8 protein-coding genes and 1 pseudogene are annotated in these 16,773 nt (G+C 37.1%); 3 read left to right on the top strand and 6 right to left on the bottom strand.

Annotated features, from left to right (window positions below):
- Nucleotides 1-228: 228 nt before the first annotated feature.
- The 3 genes from C1A08_RS09170 to C1A08_RS09180 are packed head-to-tail and all read left to right on the top strand — an operon-like array spanning nt 229 to nt 9,483.
- Nucleotides 229-3,075: an SNF2-related protein gene (locus C1A08_RS09170; RefSeq protein WP_228385789.1), complete on the top strand. Its 2,847-nt coding sequence runs from the start codon at nt 229-231 to the stop codon at nt 3,073-3,075.
- A gap of 15 nt (nt 3,076-3,090) precedes the next feature.
- Nucleotides 3,091-6,228, top strand: coding sequence for a DNA methyltransferase (locus C1A08_RS09175; protein WP_101572883.1), 3,138 nt, complete (start codon nt 3,091-3,093; stop codon nt 6,226-6,228).
- A gap of 6 nt (nt 6,229-6,234) precedes the next feature.
- Complete coding sequence (locus tag C1A08_RS09180; protein WP_101572885.1) at nt 6,235-9,483, top strand: DEAD/DEAH box helicase family protein; 3,249 nt, start codon at nt 6,235-6,237, stop codon at nt 9,481-9,483.
- A 53-nt stretch (nt 9,484-9,536) separates the two neighbouring features.
- On the opposite strand, the gene C1A08_RS09185 is transcribed toward C1A08_RS09180, so the two are convergent.
- From C1A08_RS09185 to C1A08_RS09210, 6 genes and pseudogenes are all read right to left on the bottom strand, one after another.
- Nucleotides 9,537-10,364 carry a GIY-YIG nuclease family protein gene (locus C1A08_RS09185; protein WP_101572887.1) on the bottom strand — a complete coding sequence of 276 codons (828 nt, stop codon included), beginning with the start codon at nt 10,362-10,364 and terminating at the stop codon, nt 9,537-9,539.
- A gap of 2 nt (nt 10,365-10,366) precedes the next feature.
- Entirely contained in the window at nt 10,367-12,274 is a 1,908-nt protein-coding gene (locus C1A08_RS09190; protein ID WP_101572889.1) for an ATP-dependent nuclease, read from the bottom strand.
- Between the two features lies 1 nt (nt 12,275).
- On the bottom strand, nt 12,276-13,640 hold the full coding sequence (locus C1A08_RS09195) for a restriction endonuclease subunit S (protein WP_101572892.1): 1,365 nt from the start codon (nt 13,638-13,640) through the stop codon (nt 12,276-12,278).
- A complete protein-coding gene (locus C1A08_RS09200; protein ID WP_101572894.1) occupies nt 13,634-15,868 on the bottom strand; it encodes an N-6 DNA methylase in 2,235 nt (744 codons plus the stop codon). Before C1A08_RS09200 ends, C1A08_RS09195 begins: the two co-directional genes overlap by 7 nt.
- A 5-nt stretch (nt 15,869-15,873) precedes the next feature.
- Entirely contained in the window at nt 15,874-16,077 is a 204-nt protein-coding gene (locus C1A08_RS09205; RefSeq protein WP_101572897.1) for a helix-turn-helix domain-containing protein, read from the bottom strand.
- Nucleotides 16,078-16,228: 151 nt separating this feature from the next.
- Nucleotides 16,229-16,617, bottom strand: a pseudogene (locus C1A08_RS09210) (DUF6577 family protein).
- Nucleotides 16,618-16,773 lie beyond the last annotated feature (156 nt).

Consider the following 16,773-nt stretch of genomic DNA (forward strand, 5'->3'; position numbering starts at 1 on the left):
TGAGAGTGAATTTTCCACATTACCAACTATTCCGTAGATTTTTAGAAGAAAACGGTACAAATAATGGTATTTTCAAGTTCGAATGTGTATTTTCGCAAACATATTCACCTAATAAATAGGTCAACTAAGAGCAAAATATTTATCATTCAACTATAACGTAGTCGAAGGCGATGAATCAAAAGGATACTCTTTCATATCTACGTCTGACTAAATCTGTTAAAGCGTTTTGTGACGAAGTTTTTTATTAGTATGATAACTAAATATCACGCGAAGTATTACGCAAACTTGCTTACACAAAAAGCTGTGGGCGGTGAACTATCTTCAATCTCGCAATCACTAATGAGTGCGTCTGTTGACATCAATCCACATCAGATTGATGCAGCACTCTTTGCATTCAAATCACCACTATCCAAAGGTATCGTTTTAGCTGATGAAGTCGGTTTAGGAAAGACTATCGAGGCAGGTTTGGTCATTTGCCAATATTGGGCTATAGGCAAACGAAAGATTATAATTGTTTGTCCTGCTGCATTAAGAAAACAATGGAGTACAGAATTGATAGATAAATTTGGTATTGACAATATTATCCTTGACACCAAGAACTACAATGAAGCCATCAAGAACGGCAGATCTCCATATTCAAAGAATAAGGCAATTATTTGTTCCTATAATTTTGTGGCTCGTAAAAAGGATGAAATATTGATGCATGGTTTCGATATATCAATCATTGATGAAGCTCACAAACTGAGAAATGTTTATCGCCAATCAAGCAAAACATCTCATGCAGTTCGTGATGCTCTCACAACAACAAAGAAGTTGTTGCTTACAGCTACACCCTTCCAAAACTCATTACTGGAGCTTTATGGTTTGACAAGCATAATTGATGATCATATTTTTGGTAGCGAGAAATCATTTAGAAGTGAATACGGTTCTGGAGAAAATAATACCGACCTTCGTGCACGATTGTCTACGATGTATAAACGTACATTGAGACGTGATGTAAAAGAATATATCAATTATACAAATAGATTACCACTGACACAGAAGTTCGACTCAACTGATGCTGAATATGAGTTATATCGAGCTATTTCTGATTTTCTCAGAAGAAACGATATCTACTCAGTTCCTGCACAGCAGAAGAAGTTGACTACAATGATAATCCGTAAGATATTGGCTTCTTCAACTTTTGCTCTTATAAGTACATTGACCAATATAAAATCACGTCTTGAAAAGATGCTCGAAACGGCATCTATGCTCTTATTTACAGCAGAGGATTTGATAGACGATGATGAAGAAATAGATTTGTATGTTGATGATAACGAAGATATATCAGCCGAGGAAGAGGATGCGATTGACATTGATAAACTAAAGGCTGAGATTGAGCTATTACAATCATTTATCAACAAAGCCAAACAGATAAAGCAAGATTCCAAATCAGAAGCTCTTCTTCAAGCATTGGATAAATCATTTGAGATGCAAGCCAAAGAAGGTGCTTCACGAAAGGCATTGATATTTACTGAATCTACAAAGACACAGGCATATCTGAAAGAATATCTTGAAGCGAATGGCTACGAAGGTAAAATCGTATTGTTCAATGGTCGTGGTTCTGACTCTAAAACAACACAAATATATAAAAACTGGCGCGAAGCTAATCCTTCAAAAGTTAGTGGCATCAAATCTGCTGACCGAAGAATGGCATTAGTAGATTATTTTAGAGAATCGGCAGATATTATGATTGCAACAGAGGCTGCTGGCGAAGGTCTTAATCTTCAGTTCTGTTCTCTTGTTGTAAACTACGATTTACCGTGGAATCCTCAGAGAATTGAACAGCGCATTGGTCGTTGCCACCGTTATGGTCAAAAACATGATGTTGTTGTTGTCAACTTCGTAAATATCAGGAATTACGCAGATGTGCGTGTATTCAATATCCTTAACGAGAAATTCAACCTTTTTGATGATATATTCGGCGCTTCTGATGAAATTCTCGGTAAGGCAGACGCTATCGACTTTGAAACTCGCATTTGGGAAATCTATCAGCAATGTAGAACTGAAGAAGAAATCAATGAAGCATTCGATCGTCTTCAAACTGATATGCAGGTTGAGATAGACGAACGCATGAAAGATACTCGCCATCAAATTTTGGAAAACTTTGATATTGACGTGCAAGAACATCTTCGTGTAGCAAAAGATGAAGCAAGTACTTTCTTAAATAGATATGAACATATTCTTTGGGAATTAACAAAGTATGTGCTTGATGGCAAAGCTAAATTCGATGATAAACAACATTCTTTCGTTCTCAAAAAGTCGGTTGCGAATTGCGCGTGCGGTAAATATGATTTACTCTCACAACTGCGAGATGGTGCTCCGTATCGACTTTCTCACCCTTTAGCTCAATATGTCCTCGGCAAAGCTATGGTTTTAGATACAGACAACTGCAACAGTGAAATCGTATTCAACAATAAAGACACTGGTATAAACGTAGTACTGCCTGAATATCTTAGATGCCAATCAGGCTATTTGGTTTTATCAAAGCTTCAAATTTCATCATTTGAAGACGAACAATATTGCTTGTTTACTGCATTCACTGAGGATGGCAAGTTTTTGACACAAGAAGAAGCCGAAAAACTATTCCTCTGCGGTGGAACTGAAAAGATGAATATCGAAATACCCGATACCATTGTTTCTCGACTGGATGCTAATTCAAAACAGCACATCGTAACAACAACAAAGAATGTGGATAACAGAAATCTTTCATTCTTCAAAGAGGAAGAAGACAGAATCTATCGTTGGGAACGTGATGTTATTGATGGTATTGAGCAAGAACTTGATATGGTAAAACGTAATATACGTGAGACAGAAAGACTTGCTCGCCAAGCTGAAAATATAGAAGAACGTATCAGCTTTGAAGCTAAAGCAGAGGACTTGCGCCGTCAGAAGCGTAGAAAGCGTAATGAACTTGAAAATAGGGAAGATGAAATATCTGTTCGTAGAAAAGAGCTCGTTGCTGAACTTGAGAGAAAAATGATTCAAACAACTTCATCAGACAATCTATTTATTGTTCGTTGGAGTACTAACTAATTAATAAATAACATAATGAATGAATATCAGAAGCGCTTCGTCGCATTATTGAAAACTATATTTGAGTTAGATAAGTCTGACCTTGATTTCGGTATTTACAGAATCATCAATATTCGTCAACGTGAGATTGTTGATTACTTCGAGAATCGTCTACCCAAGAAAATACAAGAGATTCTCGCCCCATTTGCAAATGAAAAGACTGATGAAATCAAGCAAAAGTTGGCTAAGATAGAGTCGGATGTTGAATCAATGGGTATGACTATTGATGCTCTTCAAGACAATACTCCCAAAAAGCAAGAATATATTGCTTTGCAGAAACAATTATCTCAAGGTTCAGATATGTCAGCACTCGAAAGCGACGTCTATTCTGCACTATATTCATTCTTTAATCGTTACTACGACGAAGGAGATTTTATCTCTAAACGTCGTTATAAAGAAGGTGTCTATGCCATTCCTTATGAAGGTGAAGAAGTAAAACTGTATTGGGCTAACCAAGACCAGTATTACATCAAGACTGCTGAAAACTTCAAGGATTATTCGTTTGTTACAAAGGAAGGGATAAATGTTCATTTTCGCTTGGTTGATGCTACAATCGAGCAGAACAATAATAAGGAAACTGACGATTCTAAACGTGCGTTCATGCTGTATACAGAAAATGATGAGCGGCCTGAATTGAAGACATTCGAATGGAATGCTGAATCGAAGGAACTAATCATTCGCTTTATTTTTGACATACCTGCAGACAAAAAGAAGAACTATGTTGATGATAACTATGCAAAAATTCGTGAATATATTATTGGTGTACCTGAATTGATGATGCCATTGATGTACCAAACATCAACAGACCCAAAGAAACCTGTAACTTTGATTCAGAAACATCTTAACGGATATGTAGCAAAGAACACATTCGATTATTTCATTCATAAGGATTTAGGTGGATTTCTCACACGTGAACTTGACTTCTTTATCAAGAACGAAGTAATGCATCTCGATGACCTTGACACAGATGACGAAGTACGTGCAGAAAGTTATCTTGCAAAGGTGCGTGCGGTAAAACGTATCGGTAAGGAGATAATCACATTCTTGGCGCAGATAGAGAATTTCCAGCGCAAACTTTGGCTGAAGAAGAAGTTTGTGGTGGAAACAAATTGGTGTATCACCCTCGACCATATTGATGAATCGTTCTATCAAGAGATAGCAGATAACAAGCCGCAGATTCAAGAATGGATTGATATGTATGCTATTGATGAAATCAAAGGAGATCTACATACAACAGCATTTACAAATCCTCCAAGCATAGATTTTTTGAAGGAGAATCAGAACTTGATTGTTGATACAAAGAATTTTTCAACCACATTCCGAGATCGTCTAATTGCGTCTATAGATGATATAGATGAGAAAACTAATGGGTTGATGATTAACAGCGAGAATTTTCAAGCTCTAAGATTAATAAAAAATCAATACTCCAATAGAATTCAAACCATATATATAGACCCTCCATATAATACTGATGCTACACCAATATTATATAAAAATGGATATAGAGATTCATCTTGGTTATCATTAATGCAGAACAGATTATTTGAAGGAAAATCATTATTGGTTGATACGATTGGATATTATTCTATAGCTATAGATGATACTGAGCTTCACAATTTATACAAAGTTTTGGAATTTACTCTTCCTAATTATAATATATTTCAAGTCATTGTTAATCATTATCCTGGTTCTGGAACAGGCAGAAGTAATGTAAGTAAAACCCATGAATACAACTTATTTGCAGTAAAAAAGAATAGTGATATATTGCGAGGAAAAGCTAAAAATGCAGGAGAAAGAGTAAGAGGGTTCTGTCGAAGTGGTACTGGTGATAATAATTTTCGATATGGCAGACCTAATAGTTTCTACGCAGTATTAGTTGACCCAACAACTCACACTATTAAAGGTTTTGAAAAACCTCCATTAATAAACGAAGACTACCTAACCTCAAATACAAATGAAGGTTATCTACGTGTATACCCATTAGGAGCAGACGGAGCAGAAAGATGTTGGAGTTTAGGATATGAATCTGCTAACGAGTATTGGAAAAACGATATGCTATTTTGTTCTGATAACAACGTAATTAAAAGACGTTATTTTGATGATGAGAATAGAGATTTATTACCAAGCCTGTGGGTAGATTCAAAGTTTAGTGCTGTTGTTAATGGTACTAACTTATTAACAAAAATGTTTGGAGACTCTGGTAGATTTCCATTTCCAAAGTCACTTTATACAGTAGAAGAAGCAATAGAAGCAGGCACATTTGACGATAAACAAGCTATTGTTCTTGATTATTTTGCAGGTTCAGGAACCACAGGACATGCTGTAATTGACTTAAACCGAAAGACTAATGGAAACAGAAAGTATATCCTTGTTGAAATGGGTGAATACTTTGAATTAGTTACCAAAACAAGAGTAAAGAAAGCAATTTATTCTTCTGAATGGGATAGTGGTAAACCAACAGAGCATAACAAAGGCATTTCCCAAATAATGAAATATATGCGTCTTGAAAGTTACGAAGATGCACTTTCAAACATTACTCTTGAAGAGAAAGGCTCATTCTTCGGATCCAACTTAGGAGGTGAATATCTAATAGGCTATATGCTTGATATGGAATCAAAAGGCAGCTTGCTTAACCTTGAGGCTTTCATCACTCCATTTGAGTATAATATGAAGATTACAGAGAAGAATGAATGCAAAGAAAGACAAGTTGATGTCGTTGAAACCTTCAATTACCTTATTGGTCTTTCTGTTCATAGTCAATCTTCAATCTCCTACTTCTCAACCAAAGAAGCTGTTAATCCTCCATATGAGGGTGCAGTTGATTTGCAAAAAGACCAAAATGGCATATATAGCTTTCGTCAGATAGAAGGAACATTACCAGATGGTCGTAAAGCTCTGATTATATGGCGTAACATTAATCAAGATAATATTCTAACGAGCAATGCTGCACTGGATGCCTATTTTTCGAAATATCGCATCAATCCTGCCGACCGTGAGTTTGATGTAATATATATCAATGGGGATAACAACCTTGAGAATCTGCGTCTTGACGATGAGCAATGGAAAGTGGTGCTTATCGAAACAGAATTCAATAAACGAATGTGGGAGGAATAACGAAATATGGCAAAAAAGAAAAGTTCACCATCAGTCAGCTTTGAAACCTATTTGGTTTTATTCCGTTACTTTCTTGGTGAGATAGGCACTACCGAACTGAAAAGTTTGGGTAACAAGCTCAACAGCATTGAATATGAAGGATTGGATGAAAATGGCAATACTCATTTTCATCACTACATAGCACAGATAGCAAAGATGAAACATTGTAGTATCACAACAGACAAGTTGCGAGAATACGATGAGAGAATCTGTCGATATACAAAAGAAATTGGAGAAAACCGTGGTGGAATCAGCCTGAAGTATTTTCAATACATCTCCCTGTTATTCACTGAGATGTATCTCGACAACTACTTTGCAGACAGATCAGCCTTCTGCAAGTCGCTTAACGAATTCATTGATAGCGAAAACGCAAGAACATTGGGTGCTCTTGCGATGGAACCATATACCATTAGCTCAATGAACAAGTTAGCGTATATGTGTGCTACAGGTAGTGGTAAGACACTTTTAATGCACATCAACATAAAGCAATTTATATTCTATTTGAAGCGAGCAAAACGAATAAACGGCAGTATCGCTATCAATAAAATTATTGTGCTTTCGCCAAATGAAGGAATGAGTAAACAACATTTAAATGAACTTACTCTTTCTGGAATTAAAGCCACTATCTTCAACAAAGATGGTGGCGGTATGTTTAGCGGACAAAATGAAGGTGTTGCCATCATTGATATGAACAAACTCAAGGAAGAAGGCAAAGTGAAAACCGTATCGGTAGACAGCTTTGAACGCAATAACCTTGTTCTTGTGGATGAAGCCCATCGTGGCATGTCTTCAACAGACGGTGTTTGGTACGACTATCGTACACGCTTAAGCGAAGAAGGTTTTGCCTTTGAGTACTCAGCTACATTTAAACAAGCACTGAATGCCACATCTTCAAAAAAGGAAGACAGGCAGATGGTAGCGGAATATGGCAAGTCTATAATAATGGACTACTCATACAAATATTTCTATGGCGATGGCTATGGAAAAGATTATCGTATCTATAACCTCAGAGCAGGTATTGATGATAATCACCGTCATTTGTATTTGATAGGTTGTTTGCTTTCCTTCTTCCAACAAGTGAAGTATTCTATTGAAAAACGAACCGAACTGATTCCTTTCAATATAGAGAATCCATTATTAGTGTTTGTTGGAAACCGTGTAACGGCATCAACATCAAAAGATGAGTTAAGTGATGTTCAGGAAGTGTTATGTTTTATCGACAGATTTGTTCGTAACAAACAAGAAAGCATCCGTTGTATAGAGCAAGTGAAGTCAGAAGAAACAGGTCTTGCCGATAAATATGGACGTGATCTATTTTCACACGATTTCAATGCGCTAATAGATGTGTATGGCCAATTACCATCAGCGCAAGTGCTATATGAAGATATGCTTCATCTGATATTCAATACCGACACTGTTGCCGATGCTCCACGATTGCACATTGAAGCCATAAAGCAAGTGCAAGGCGAAATTGCAATGAAGATTGGCGAATATGGTGATTATTTTGGTGTGATAAACATTGGAGATACAGCTAATCTTATTAAGGCTTGTGAAGCAAAGGGAATAGTAAGCAGAAGCGAAGAATTCGTTTCTACTTCATTATTCAGTAGCATCAACGATAAAGAATCAAAGGTTAGAATACTTATCGGTTCACGAAAGTTTACCGAAGGATGGAACAGCTGGCGTGTGTCTACAATGGGATTGATAAATTTTGCCAAAGGTGAAGGTTCGCAGGCAATTCAGTTGTTTGGTCGTGGTGTTCGTTTGAAAGGATATAAAGGAATGCTAAAAAGGTCTACATGCCTTGACGATACCTCAGTAAAGCCTTTGCGATATATGAATTGCGTAGAAACACTTACCATTTTCGGTGTGAAGGCGCAATATATGGAGGATTTCAAGAAATTCCTTGAACAGGAAGGCGCTCCAACCAATGATGATATTATCGAAGTGACTCTGCCGGTAGTCAACCGTTATGATGAAGTGAAGACAAAGAAACTCCGTGTCATAAAAGTAAAGGACGGGAAGAATTTCAAGAAGCAAGCACGACGTATGGTGCTCGATGTACCCAAAGAAGACTTCATGCGATACCTTGTTCGTAACAAGTCGGTACTAGATTGCCGAAGCAAGATTCAATCCATTGAATCATCAGGCTCATTAAAAATGAATATTCAGATGATTGATACAAGATTCACGATTCCAGCGTCAACACTTGCCTTGCTTGATTATTATCGCATTTTTGATGAGATTCAGCAATACAAGAATGAGAAGTCTTATTTCAATATCAGCATTGATAGAAACAAGCTGAAACCTATTCTTGAAACAGATGGTTGGTATGAACTAATTATTCCAGAAAAGCAACTTGAAATAGATTCAATTCGCAAAATTGAGTATGCCACAGATTATGCGATTATGGCATTAAAGTCTTATATGGACAAATTCTGCAAATTCGAGCAAGAAAGATGGGAAGCACCATTGCTTGAATTCCAAGAAATCTCGGCTACTGACAATAATTTTGTAGATGAATATACCTTCACCGTTACACCACAAAATAGCTTAGATACCACTGGTGAAGAATTGGATAAATTCATTGAAGATATAAAATCTATTCTTACAGATAATAATGGATTGAACGAATACGAAAAGAAGTTTGACTTCAACAAAAATCTGTGTCTGTTCGATTTCCGTTCTCACTTGTATGCGCCATTGGTGTGCTTGAAAAAGGGAAATACCAATATACAGATTACCCCTGTCAGTTTGAATGAAGATGAAAAGCTGTTTGTTGATTATCTGAAGGAATTTACAGAGAATAATGGTGATGTACTTGAAAACAAATCTCTTTATCTTCTAAGAAATAAAAGTAAGGTGGGTATGGGATTCTTTGTTGCAGGTAATTTCTATCCTGATTATATCTTATGGATAGACACACCTGAAAAGCAATATATCACATTTGTCGACCCGAAAGGTTTGCTTCGTATTATGCCTGATGACCCTAAGATTGAATTTTACAAAACAATCAAGGATTTGGAAAAGCAGTTAGCACCGACAGCAGGTGATAAGCAGATTGTTCTCAATTCATTTATTATGTCTGCAACAAAATCAGCAGATTTGCATGAATGGTGGCATTGGGATAAAACCACAAGAGAGGCACACAATGTCTATACTCTTGATGATGACCAATGTGTTATCAGTATGATAAATAAAATATGCTTTTTGTAAAGTTAATCAATAAATATATAGTAGATTGCTCATCCTACAAGAAGGTAATTATTTTATTCCAACTGCTTTCTATATACCAAATCCAATGTATTCCCATCCTTATCTTTCCATTCGTTCCATCCATTGGATGGCCGACCTGTGCAGAAATCGGCGGCGGTACTGGGACTGGAGAAGGTCTTGTCCGAGTCCATCGTCCAAATGCCGTTATTCAAAGTCGCATATTCTTCGACCATTCTTTCCCTCTTTGCTTTCCATGTAAAAGAGGGGACACAATTATTGGCTACGATGCTGCCCTTTAATACTGTAAACCCTGCGGAATTATAAAATCCTTTTGCATTACAGCCTCTGGCCTTTGTATAGAACAGATGTTCTTCCTTGGGCTGAGATATTTCAAAGATGCCACAACCAATGAATAACGCAAGGAACTTAATGTCGTCAAAAAATTCATCCATAGCATCCCGCTGATGCTCGGGAAGATTCGGCGCTTTGGGAACCTGTTTGTTTTCGTTTAGCACGAACGAGTTCGACCGCTTGGCCTCAGCAATCGCACGATATTCCAGATATTGCACGTCGGCTTTGGTCATATCTTCGTCTTTCGAGACAAAGACAAGTGCTTTTTGCCAAAATGCTTTTTTGCTGTCGTGGTCTTTTACCCGTTCCTTAAAATTCTCGGTCTCTCCGATATAGGCTTGCGGTTTTGTCGTCTCATCTTCTCCAATCAGGATATAAAATGCCGGCTTGTGCAGTTTCTCCTGCTCGTTCAGATAGGCCAGGTTCGAACGCGGAATCACAAACATCTGACAAATCTTGTTGCTGATAAATGCATACTGCGTCCCCTTTGGATCTCCGTCAATCAAATATGTAGTTACTGTTTTGCCCATGGCTATAATTTAAAAATACTAATTAATTGATCCAATACAGGTTTGAATCCATCAAACCATTCGTCTTTAAATTGAGAGTAATGGTTCTCAATATGCTTTTTTATTGCTTCCGTCGTTTTACCTTGGTCATTGCACCGGAACTCTTTATGTGTATTCTTTTTATGAATATATTCGACTTTTTCTTTATATGATTCCGGTGAAAATAAATCTTCGACCATATACGAATCTTTATCTGCTATATTTTTTATACTGGTTTCGTATTCTTTTGCATAATTGTCCTGATAAAATATGGGAATTACTTTCTCAGATTTTATATTGCCAATATTTTTCCACCCCTCCAATCCTCCTTTATCATAATCGAATAGGAAAGCTATTAGTTCTAATCCGTCAACTTGTTTAGATAAAACATCATCATACATTGTTTTTGCGTTTCCTGCGCTTCCGGCTGGGATAATAGCAATTTGTTTAAGAGCTTTATATTTAGAATTTCTTTTTGCAAAAATTGAAATAGCCTTTTCAAGGTATTTTTTATCATAGGGGCCTTCGACAACTAGAATTTTTTTTGTCCCTAATATTAAAGAACCTTCAAAAATGGAAATGCCTCCGCCAGATAAAAGTGATAATTTTTTGCTCCTCTCCAGATCTTCAATCTTGCCATCTTTCAAATACCGAATATTTTCATCGCAAAGACAATTCACAAATACGGGAGAGTGGGTTGTAACTATACTATAGCGGTTCTCTGTATTAATCAATTCTTTTAATTCATCTTTTCTTGCAATATGAATGTGTGAATCAGGCTCATCAAAAAGACACAAACTATTAGGAGCAGAAAGAATATGAATTATGGTATTAGCATTGATTAACTTTTTTTCTCCTTCGCTGAGACCTTCAATGTTTCCCTTATTTATAAATTCAATGTTTATTCTTTGTATAATTTGATTATCACTTTCTGTTCGGCATTTATATAGACAGTAAAATAGAGTACTAGGCTGATCAATAAAATTAATTTCATTTATTGTCGCCCTAAACGATTCGATATTATAAGTAGACTTTTCTTTTAATTTTTCTATAAAACCTTCGATTTCTGTTCCGTCCCACTTCTTTATATTGGTATTATTATACTCAAAAGATATTTTGCATTCAGCACCTTTTGTTATTCCTGCAACAAACTTAACAACGTCAATATCCTCAGAATACAGCAGTGTTAATAGAGAAATATCCCATTCATGCCGACTTATATAAAACATAAATGGAGGAATAAATCCCTGGGTAGCAGTCATTTTGCTGCAATACTTTTCATATATAGGCTTATAATATGTTTTCCATAACCTTGTATCTTCCCCACTATATGAAGCAAGGATATTTTTGGGTAAAATATCTAATGTTACTTTATTCCCATTTTTTAATCTACCATCAATGATCTCATAAAATTCATTATCATTGATATAGCTAATTCGATATTTAAATGGACATGGGTATTTTCTGAGCCCATCTACCAAGGTGGCAATATGGTACAGACTATAAAAAATGGCACTTATGACCTCTAAAACATTACTTTTTCCGGACCCATTTAACCCGATTAGGCAGCAGTATTTGTCAGTTGATTTAAAATCAATACATAATTGATGTAGGTTTTTATATTCTCCTATATTAAGAGAATATAATTGGAACCTATCTGGTTTAATGGAATATTTAAACTTCAATTCTGTAACATCGTCTATATATCCATCAGCATAATTGGGGACTGTGACTAAATTATATTTATCAAGCCATGAATTAATGTATGCAATATTTCCTGTAGTGCGTTTTTCACATCCGAGAGAATTAATTAATTCGCGTTTAGTTATTGGCACAGGCCGTTTCGTTTTTTGAACCTGATTTGCAATATTATTCAATTCGTCACGTGTCATATTATTTAAATATTTGGGTCTCAAATCTTTTTTTTGCGGTTGTGTGGGCTATACTAGCCTGCTGTATTAGTGATTGTACCTTTTCTTTCAGAACCTGAATATACTGTACTATATCATTCTGAATTTCTAAAGGAGGGAATGGTACTAATACTTTTTTTAAATCTTTGTTTGTTATCGCCGGATATAGGGCTCCGGTCATATAAAATTCAAATTGATTTATTGCCAAATATGTATGCAAATACTCATACAGGAAATTCAGATTGTAATTCTTGTTAGCTGCGATTACCTGAAAACCTGACGAACAAACACAACTATCATATTCAGAAGGAACTATTGCAAATTTCTTCAAGTATGGTCGCGTCGTACCGATAATCAGATCTCCTTCTTTTATAATTTGAGTAGCTCTGCTTGGCGCTTTATCCGTACTAAGCTCTTCTGCATTGACAATACCACGCAAGGGTTCGACACTTCCTATTTCCACATATCTGAAAGTATTAGAGTCTCGCACCCATTTTCTATGTATTAGATTATAAGATCCAAGCGTAACTATGGGGTATTTTGTAGTATGGAGCAAGGTTGTTATTGACTGCTCCTGGTTCCAATAATCCCATCTGTTTATATCGGATAAATTTGTGAATTTCAGGTATTTACATTGACATTCTGCAGTCTTATTATTCTCAAGGTTATTACTATCTTTTATGCCGATGGCATTTAATAAATACGATTGTATTTTTTGTCGAATTGATTCAATTTGGATGTCTATTTTATTCCCTTCTTCAATTATAGCATTATACTCCTCCACCAACTTATTTTGTTCTGCTAGTGAGGGAAGAGGAACCTTTATATCTAAAAACAGAGGTTCCTGCAAATAGTGGCGATTGGTCGTACCATTACTTGCTTGTTCGCAGAATTCAATAAACTCATTCGTTGTCGTGAGTAATGCTAAATAATGTGGGTTTACTTTTGAATAATCTACATCAAAAGTCCAGAAATTACCTGTTATGATTCCTCCATCTAACTCCTCTGGGACAACGCCAAATGCACCGTTACGAGCATCTATCTTGGACAACAGGAATTGTCCCTTGGAAATCACGAATTGATTTTTTGTGCCAATTTTACTCCCTATAACTGTATCTCGCAGAAAGATTCCACCGTTGCGTACCTTAATGGTGGCACGCTTGTAATATACATCGTCCTGTATTTCAATAGCTGTTTTATTACGGGTCAGGAACTCTTTAATCTGAACCAGCGGGTATTTGGTGGTGAATCGGATTTTGGAGTCATTCAGATACTGCACACTCCAGTTGTAAAGTTGCGATAACTTTACAAAATCCAAATACTTGTATGTGCTTTTACTCTTTAACATAACTCCTTCGTATTGCCATCTTGATCGGTTCGAACGACTTTATTATCGACTATCTCATAGTGAAATTTCAACTCATTTGAGGCCCACATATGATGCTTCTTGCGATAAGGCGTAAACTCTTCGAGCAAATCGATTAATTGATTCTCGCATTCGGCACCGGTTGTCGTAATGCCTGCTTTTTCTACTTGGGCGATGGGGATAGTATAATCAAATTTTTCTTTAACGATCGCCCATATTTCGGCTGCAATTTTCGTCTCTAACGCACGCCTTTCAGCCCTCTTTGCTTTCTTTTCCTCTGCAGAATTACCCCGTTCCGCCAGGAATGAATCAATCTTATCAAGTTGCGATTGATACTTGGAGCCTACCTCTTCGGTCGCCGCCTGTTTAATTGCATCGAACTGGGCCCGCTCTTCGGTCGTAAACTTTTTGAAGAATAGTAAGCTGGGTTTTACCGTAGCCCCAGAGGCCATGAATACGTCTTGCGGGATAGAGGTGATTAAAATTATTTTGGCCATTTCCTCGAAAAGTTCGCGTACAGCTTGCAAATTAGTGTTATTGAGAACTCCTTCCGGCAAGACAATGCCCAAACGTCCACCCGGCTTAAGCAAGCGGATACAACGTTCGATAAATAATACTTCGGTCAGCCCGCTAAGTTTGCCAACCGTATATAAATCCAGTACAGAATCCCCTATGTGGTCATTGATCTGGCTCCTGGCCTGTTGATATACCTCTTTACCATATTTCTTCTCGTATGCGGCAATCTTCTGCACATCGGTTTCCACATCAGTTTCTGTTATTTCCAGCGATTTTTCTACGCGAGAACCAAATGGCGGATTGGTGAGAATCACATCGAAACGATTTTCAAAAACACCATTGACATTTAACAATCCGTCGTGGTGATAAACGCCTCCGTGTCCATCTCCATGCATAATCATATTCATCTTTGCGGTTCGTGCCATGCGTGGATTGGCGTCCGTACCATAGATACAGTTGCTGGATAGATTCTGTAAACGGCTGTTTGAATTACCGGTATCAAGTTCCTTGTTAAGGGCAGCAAAATAGGCATTGACCTGTTCATCAATAGCTGATTTCTGTTTTTCGCTCAGAGTCTCATAGCTTTCATTGAAAAGCTGGGCTTTGATCTGCTCTTTAACTTTTTGTATGTCTTTTTCAATTTTCTCGCGCACATACTCGAAGGTCTTGATTAAGAACCCTCCGCTACCACAACAGGGGTCGCAGATGATTTCACCTTCCTCAGGGTCAAGTAATGCTACCATGAAATCGACAATGGTGCGAGGCGTAAAGAATTGGCCCAGCTCTCCGCGAAAGGTTTTCCCTAAGAATTTCTCGAAGGCAATACCTTTCACATCATCTGCCGTACGGGAGAGATTGTACACTTCGAGTTCTTTAACTATTGCCTCAAAACTTGCCTCTTTAATCTTTATCGTATCATTGGATTCGAATAGACCATCTTTTGCATAGTCCTCCTTTGTACGCTCGAATAATTGCTGATAAAAAGGCAGACTTTGTTTGGACTTTGTCTTGTCGTAGGCTTCTCGTAGTTTCGTAAATTCCTCTTTTGAAAAAATCTGAGTACCGGTATTATCTCGTTCATATCGGATTTTAATGAAGAGGACCTTGCTGATTTCATCAAACGCTGCTTCCGGCGACAACTTGTCGTTGTTTCGTATGATATTATGGCATTTAAAAAGCAGCCTACTGAATTCATCGCGCGTAAACGCTTTGGTCTGACTTAATAATTCCCTGATCTTTTTTGCATTGGTCAGATCTTCGGCTTTGGGGATATCAACAATCTCTTCAAGCCGTTTTGGAATTTTTCCTTTAACGACCTTGAATATACGAGTCTCCTTCAGGTTGGTGGTAACAAAGAAATCCGCTCCAGCCCAAGATGCATAGTTATATCCCTGATAATAATCCTCTTCTTGAATTGTAATATGCTCGGCTTTGCACTCTATAACGATTATAGCAGAAGCGTCATCCTTCTTATCTGATGAAGACTTCCATATTACAATATCGGCTCGAGCTTTACCCAGCCCACGATGAGAATTACTCACTTGAACTTCCTGAGCCATTTGATCAAGCGAGTAGTCATAGACATTAACAAGCCGGCAGATGTATTCCTGACGAACTCTCTCTTCGGGAGTTAGAACCAACTCTTTATTTTTCAGAGGAGCAAATATTTTGTTGCCGTTAATCTGGAGTTCCATATATACTATTTTGTACTTTTTATTAATTCTTTGGGATCAATTTGAAGTATTTGGGCTATCTCAAACAGCACCTCTAAACTTGGCTGTCGGCGATTGCAGACGTATGAATTGACAATACAAAAACTTTTTCCAAGCTTCTCTGCCAACCAAGTCTGTTTTATGCCTTTCTCTTCAAGCACTTCTTTGATTCGGTTCATGGGTTTGTTCATTATATACTGTACCGTTTTTATTTACGAAGATATAAAATATTATGCGATAAAAAGATAAAAACAGGCGAATTTCTTTTTCATTTGTTGGGTATTGTCCAAGGCTAAGAATTAATGGATAGCGACATGAGGTATTAAATAGATTCTTTTTAGCTTACCTTAATATATCCACCAATAGTTTTTCCAGCGTGGGCATGGGAACTCCAGATACCTTTTGCAAAGGAGCCTCGGAGATAAGATTTTCACAAAAAAGACACGGCTATCCAAATCCACATATCGGTATATCATTTTCTTATCAGGACGCAGATAAGCATTACGCTGCTTGCCTTTCAGAAAATTGAAAACGGTTTCTGTCGAGTCTCTGTTCGTTTCCGCATAGATGATGCGGTTAGATGAAAGATGATGTTGCAAAGGTGCGATAATCTCTCCTTGGTAGACGCAGAATTTCGCAAATGGGAAATTGGCATGTAATAGTTCATAAATTTCCTTTACTTCCTTTACTGGTTTGGGGGCAAAGGTCTGTTTCATTACTTCGGCGTACATTCCACGCCCGGTTCTAACCAGCCTATTTTCATTCACTAGCTTGAACAGATACCATGACAAGGAAGACCTGTTTATGCCAATTTTTTTGCAGAAGGGCAAACAAGTCCTCTATACTGAAATTATGATGGGTATCAGCAATTTAGTATGGATGTCACT

The organism is Alistipes sp. cv1, assembly GCF_900240235.1.
Classification (GTDB): domain Bacteria; phylum Bacteroidota; class Bacteroidia; order Bacteroidales; family Rikenellaceae; genus Alistipes_A; species Alistipes_A hominis.

Coding starts and splice junctions, on each gene's coding strand:
- C1A08_RS09200 (WP_101572894.1), bottom strand. CDS start 15,868: ATGGAACTCCAGATTAACGGCAACAAAATATTTGCTCCTCTGAAAAAT.
- C1A08_RS09185 (WP_101572887.1), bottom strand. CDS start 10,364: ATGGGCAAAACAGTAACTACATATTTGATTGACGGAGATCCAAAGGGG.
- C1A08_RS09195 (WP_101572892.1), bottom strand. CDS start 13,640: ATGTTAAAGAGTAAAAGCACATACAAGTATTTGGATTTTGTAAAGTTA.
- C1A08_RS09205 (WP_101572897.1), bottom strand. CDS start 16,077: ATGAACAAACCCATGAACCGAATCAAAGAAGTGCTTGAAGAGAAAGGC.
- C1A08_RS09175 (WP_101572883.1), top strand. CDS start 3,091: ATGAATGAATATCAGAAGCGCTTCGTCGCATTATTGAAAACTATATTT.
- C1A08_RS09180 (WP_101572885.1), top strand. CDS start 6,235: ATGGCAAAAAAGAAAAGTTCACCATCAGTCAGCTTTGAAACCTATTTG.
- C1A08_RS09190 (WP_101572889.1), bottom strand. CDS start 12,274: ATGACACGTGACGAATTGAATAATATTGCAAATCAGGTTCAAAAAACG.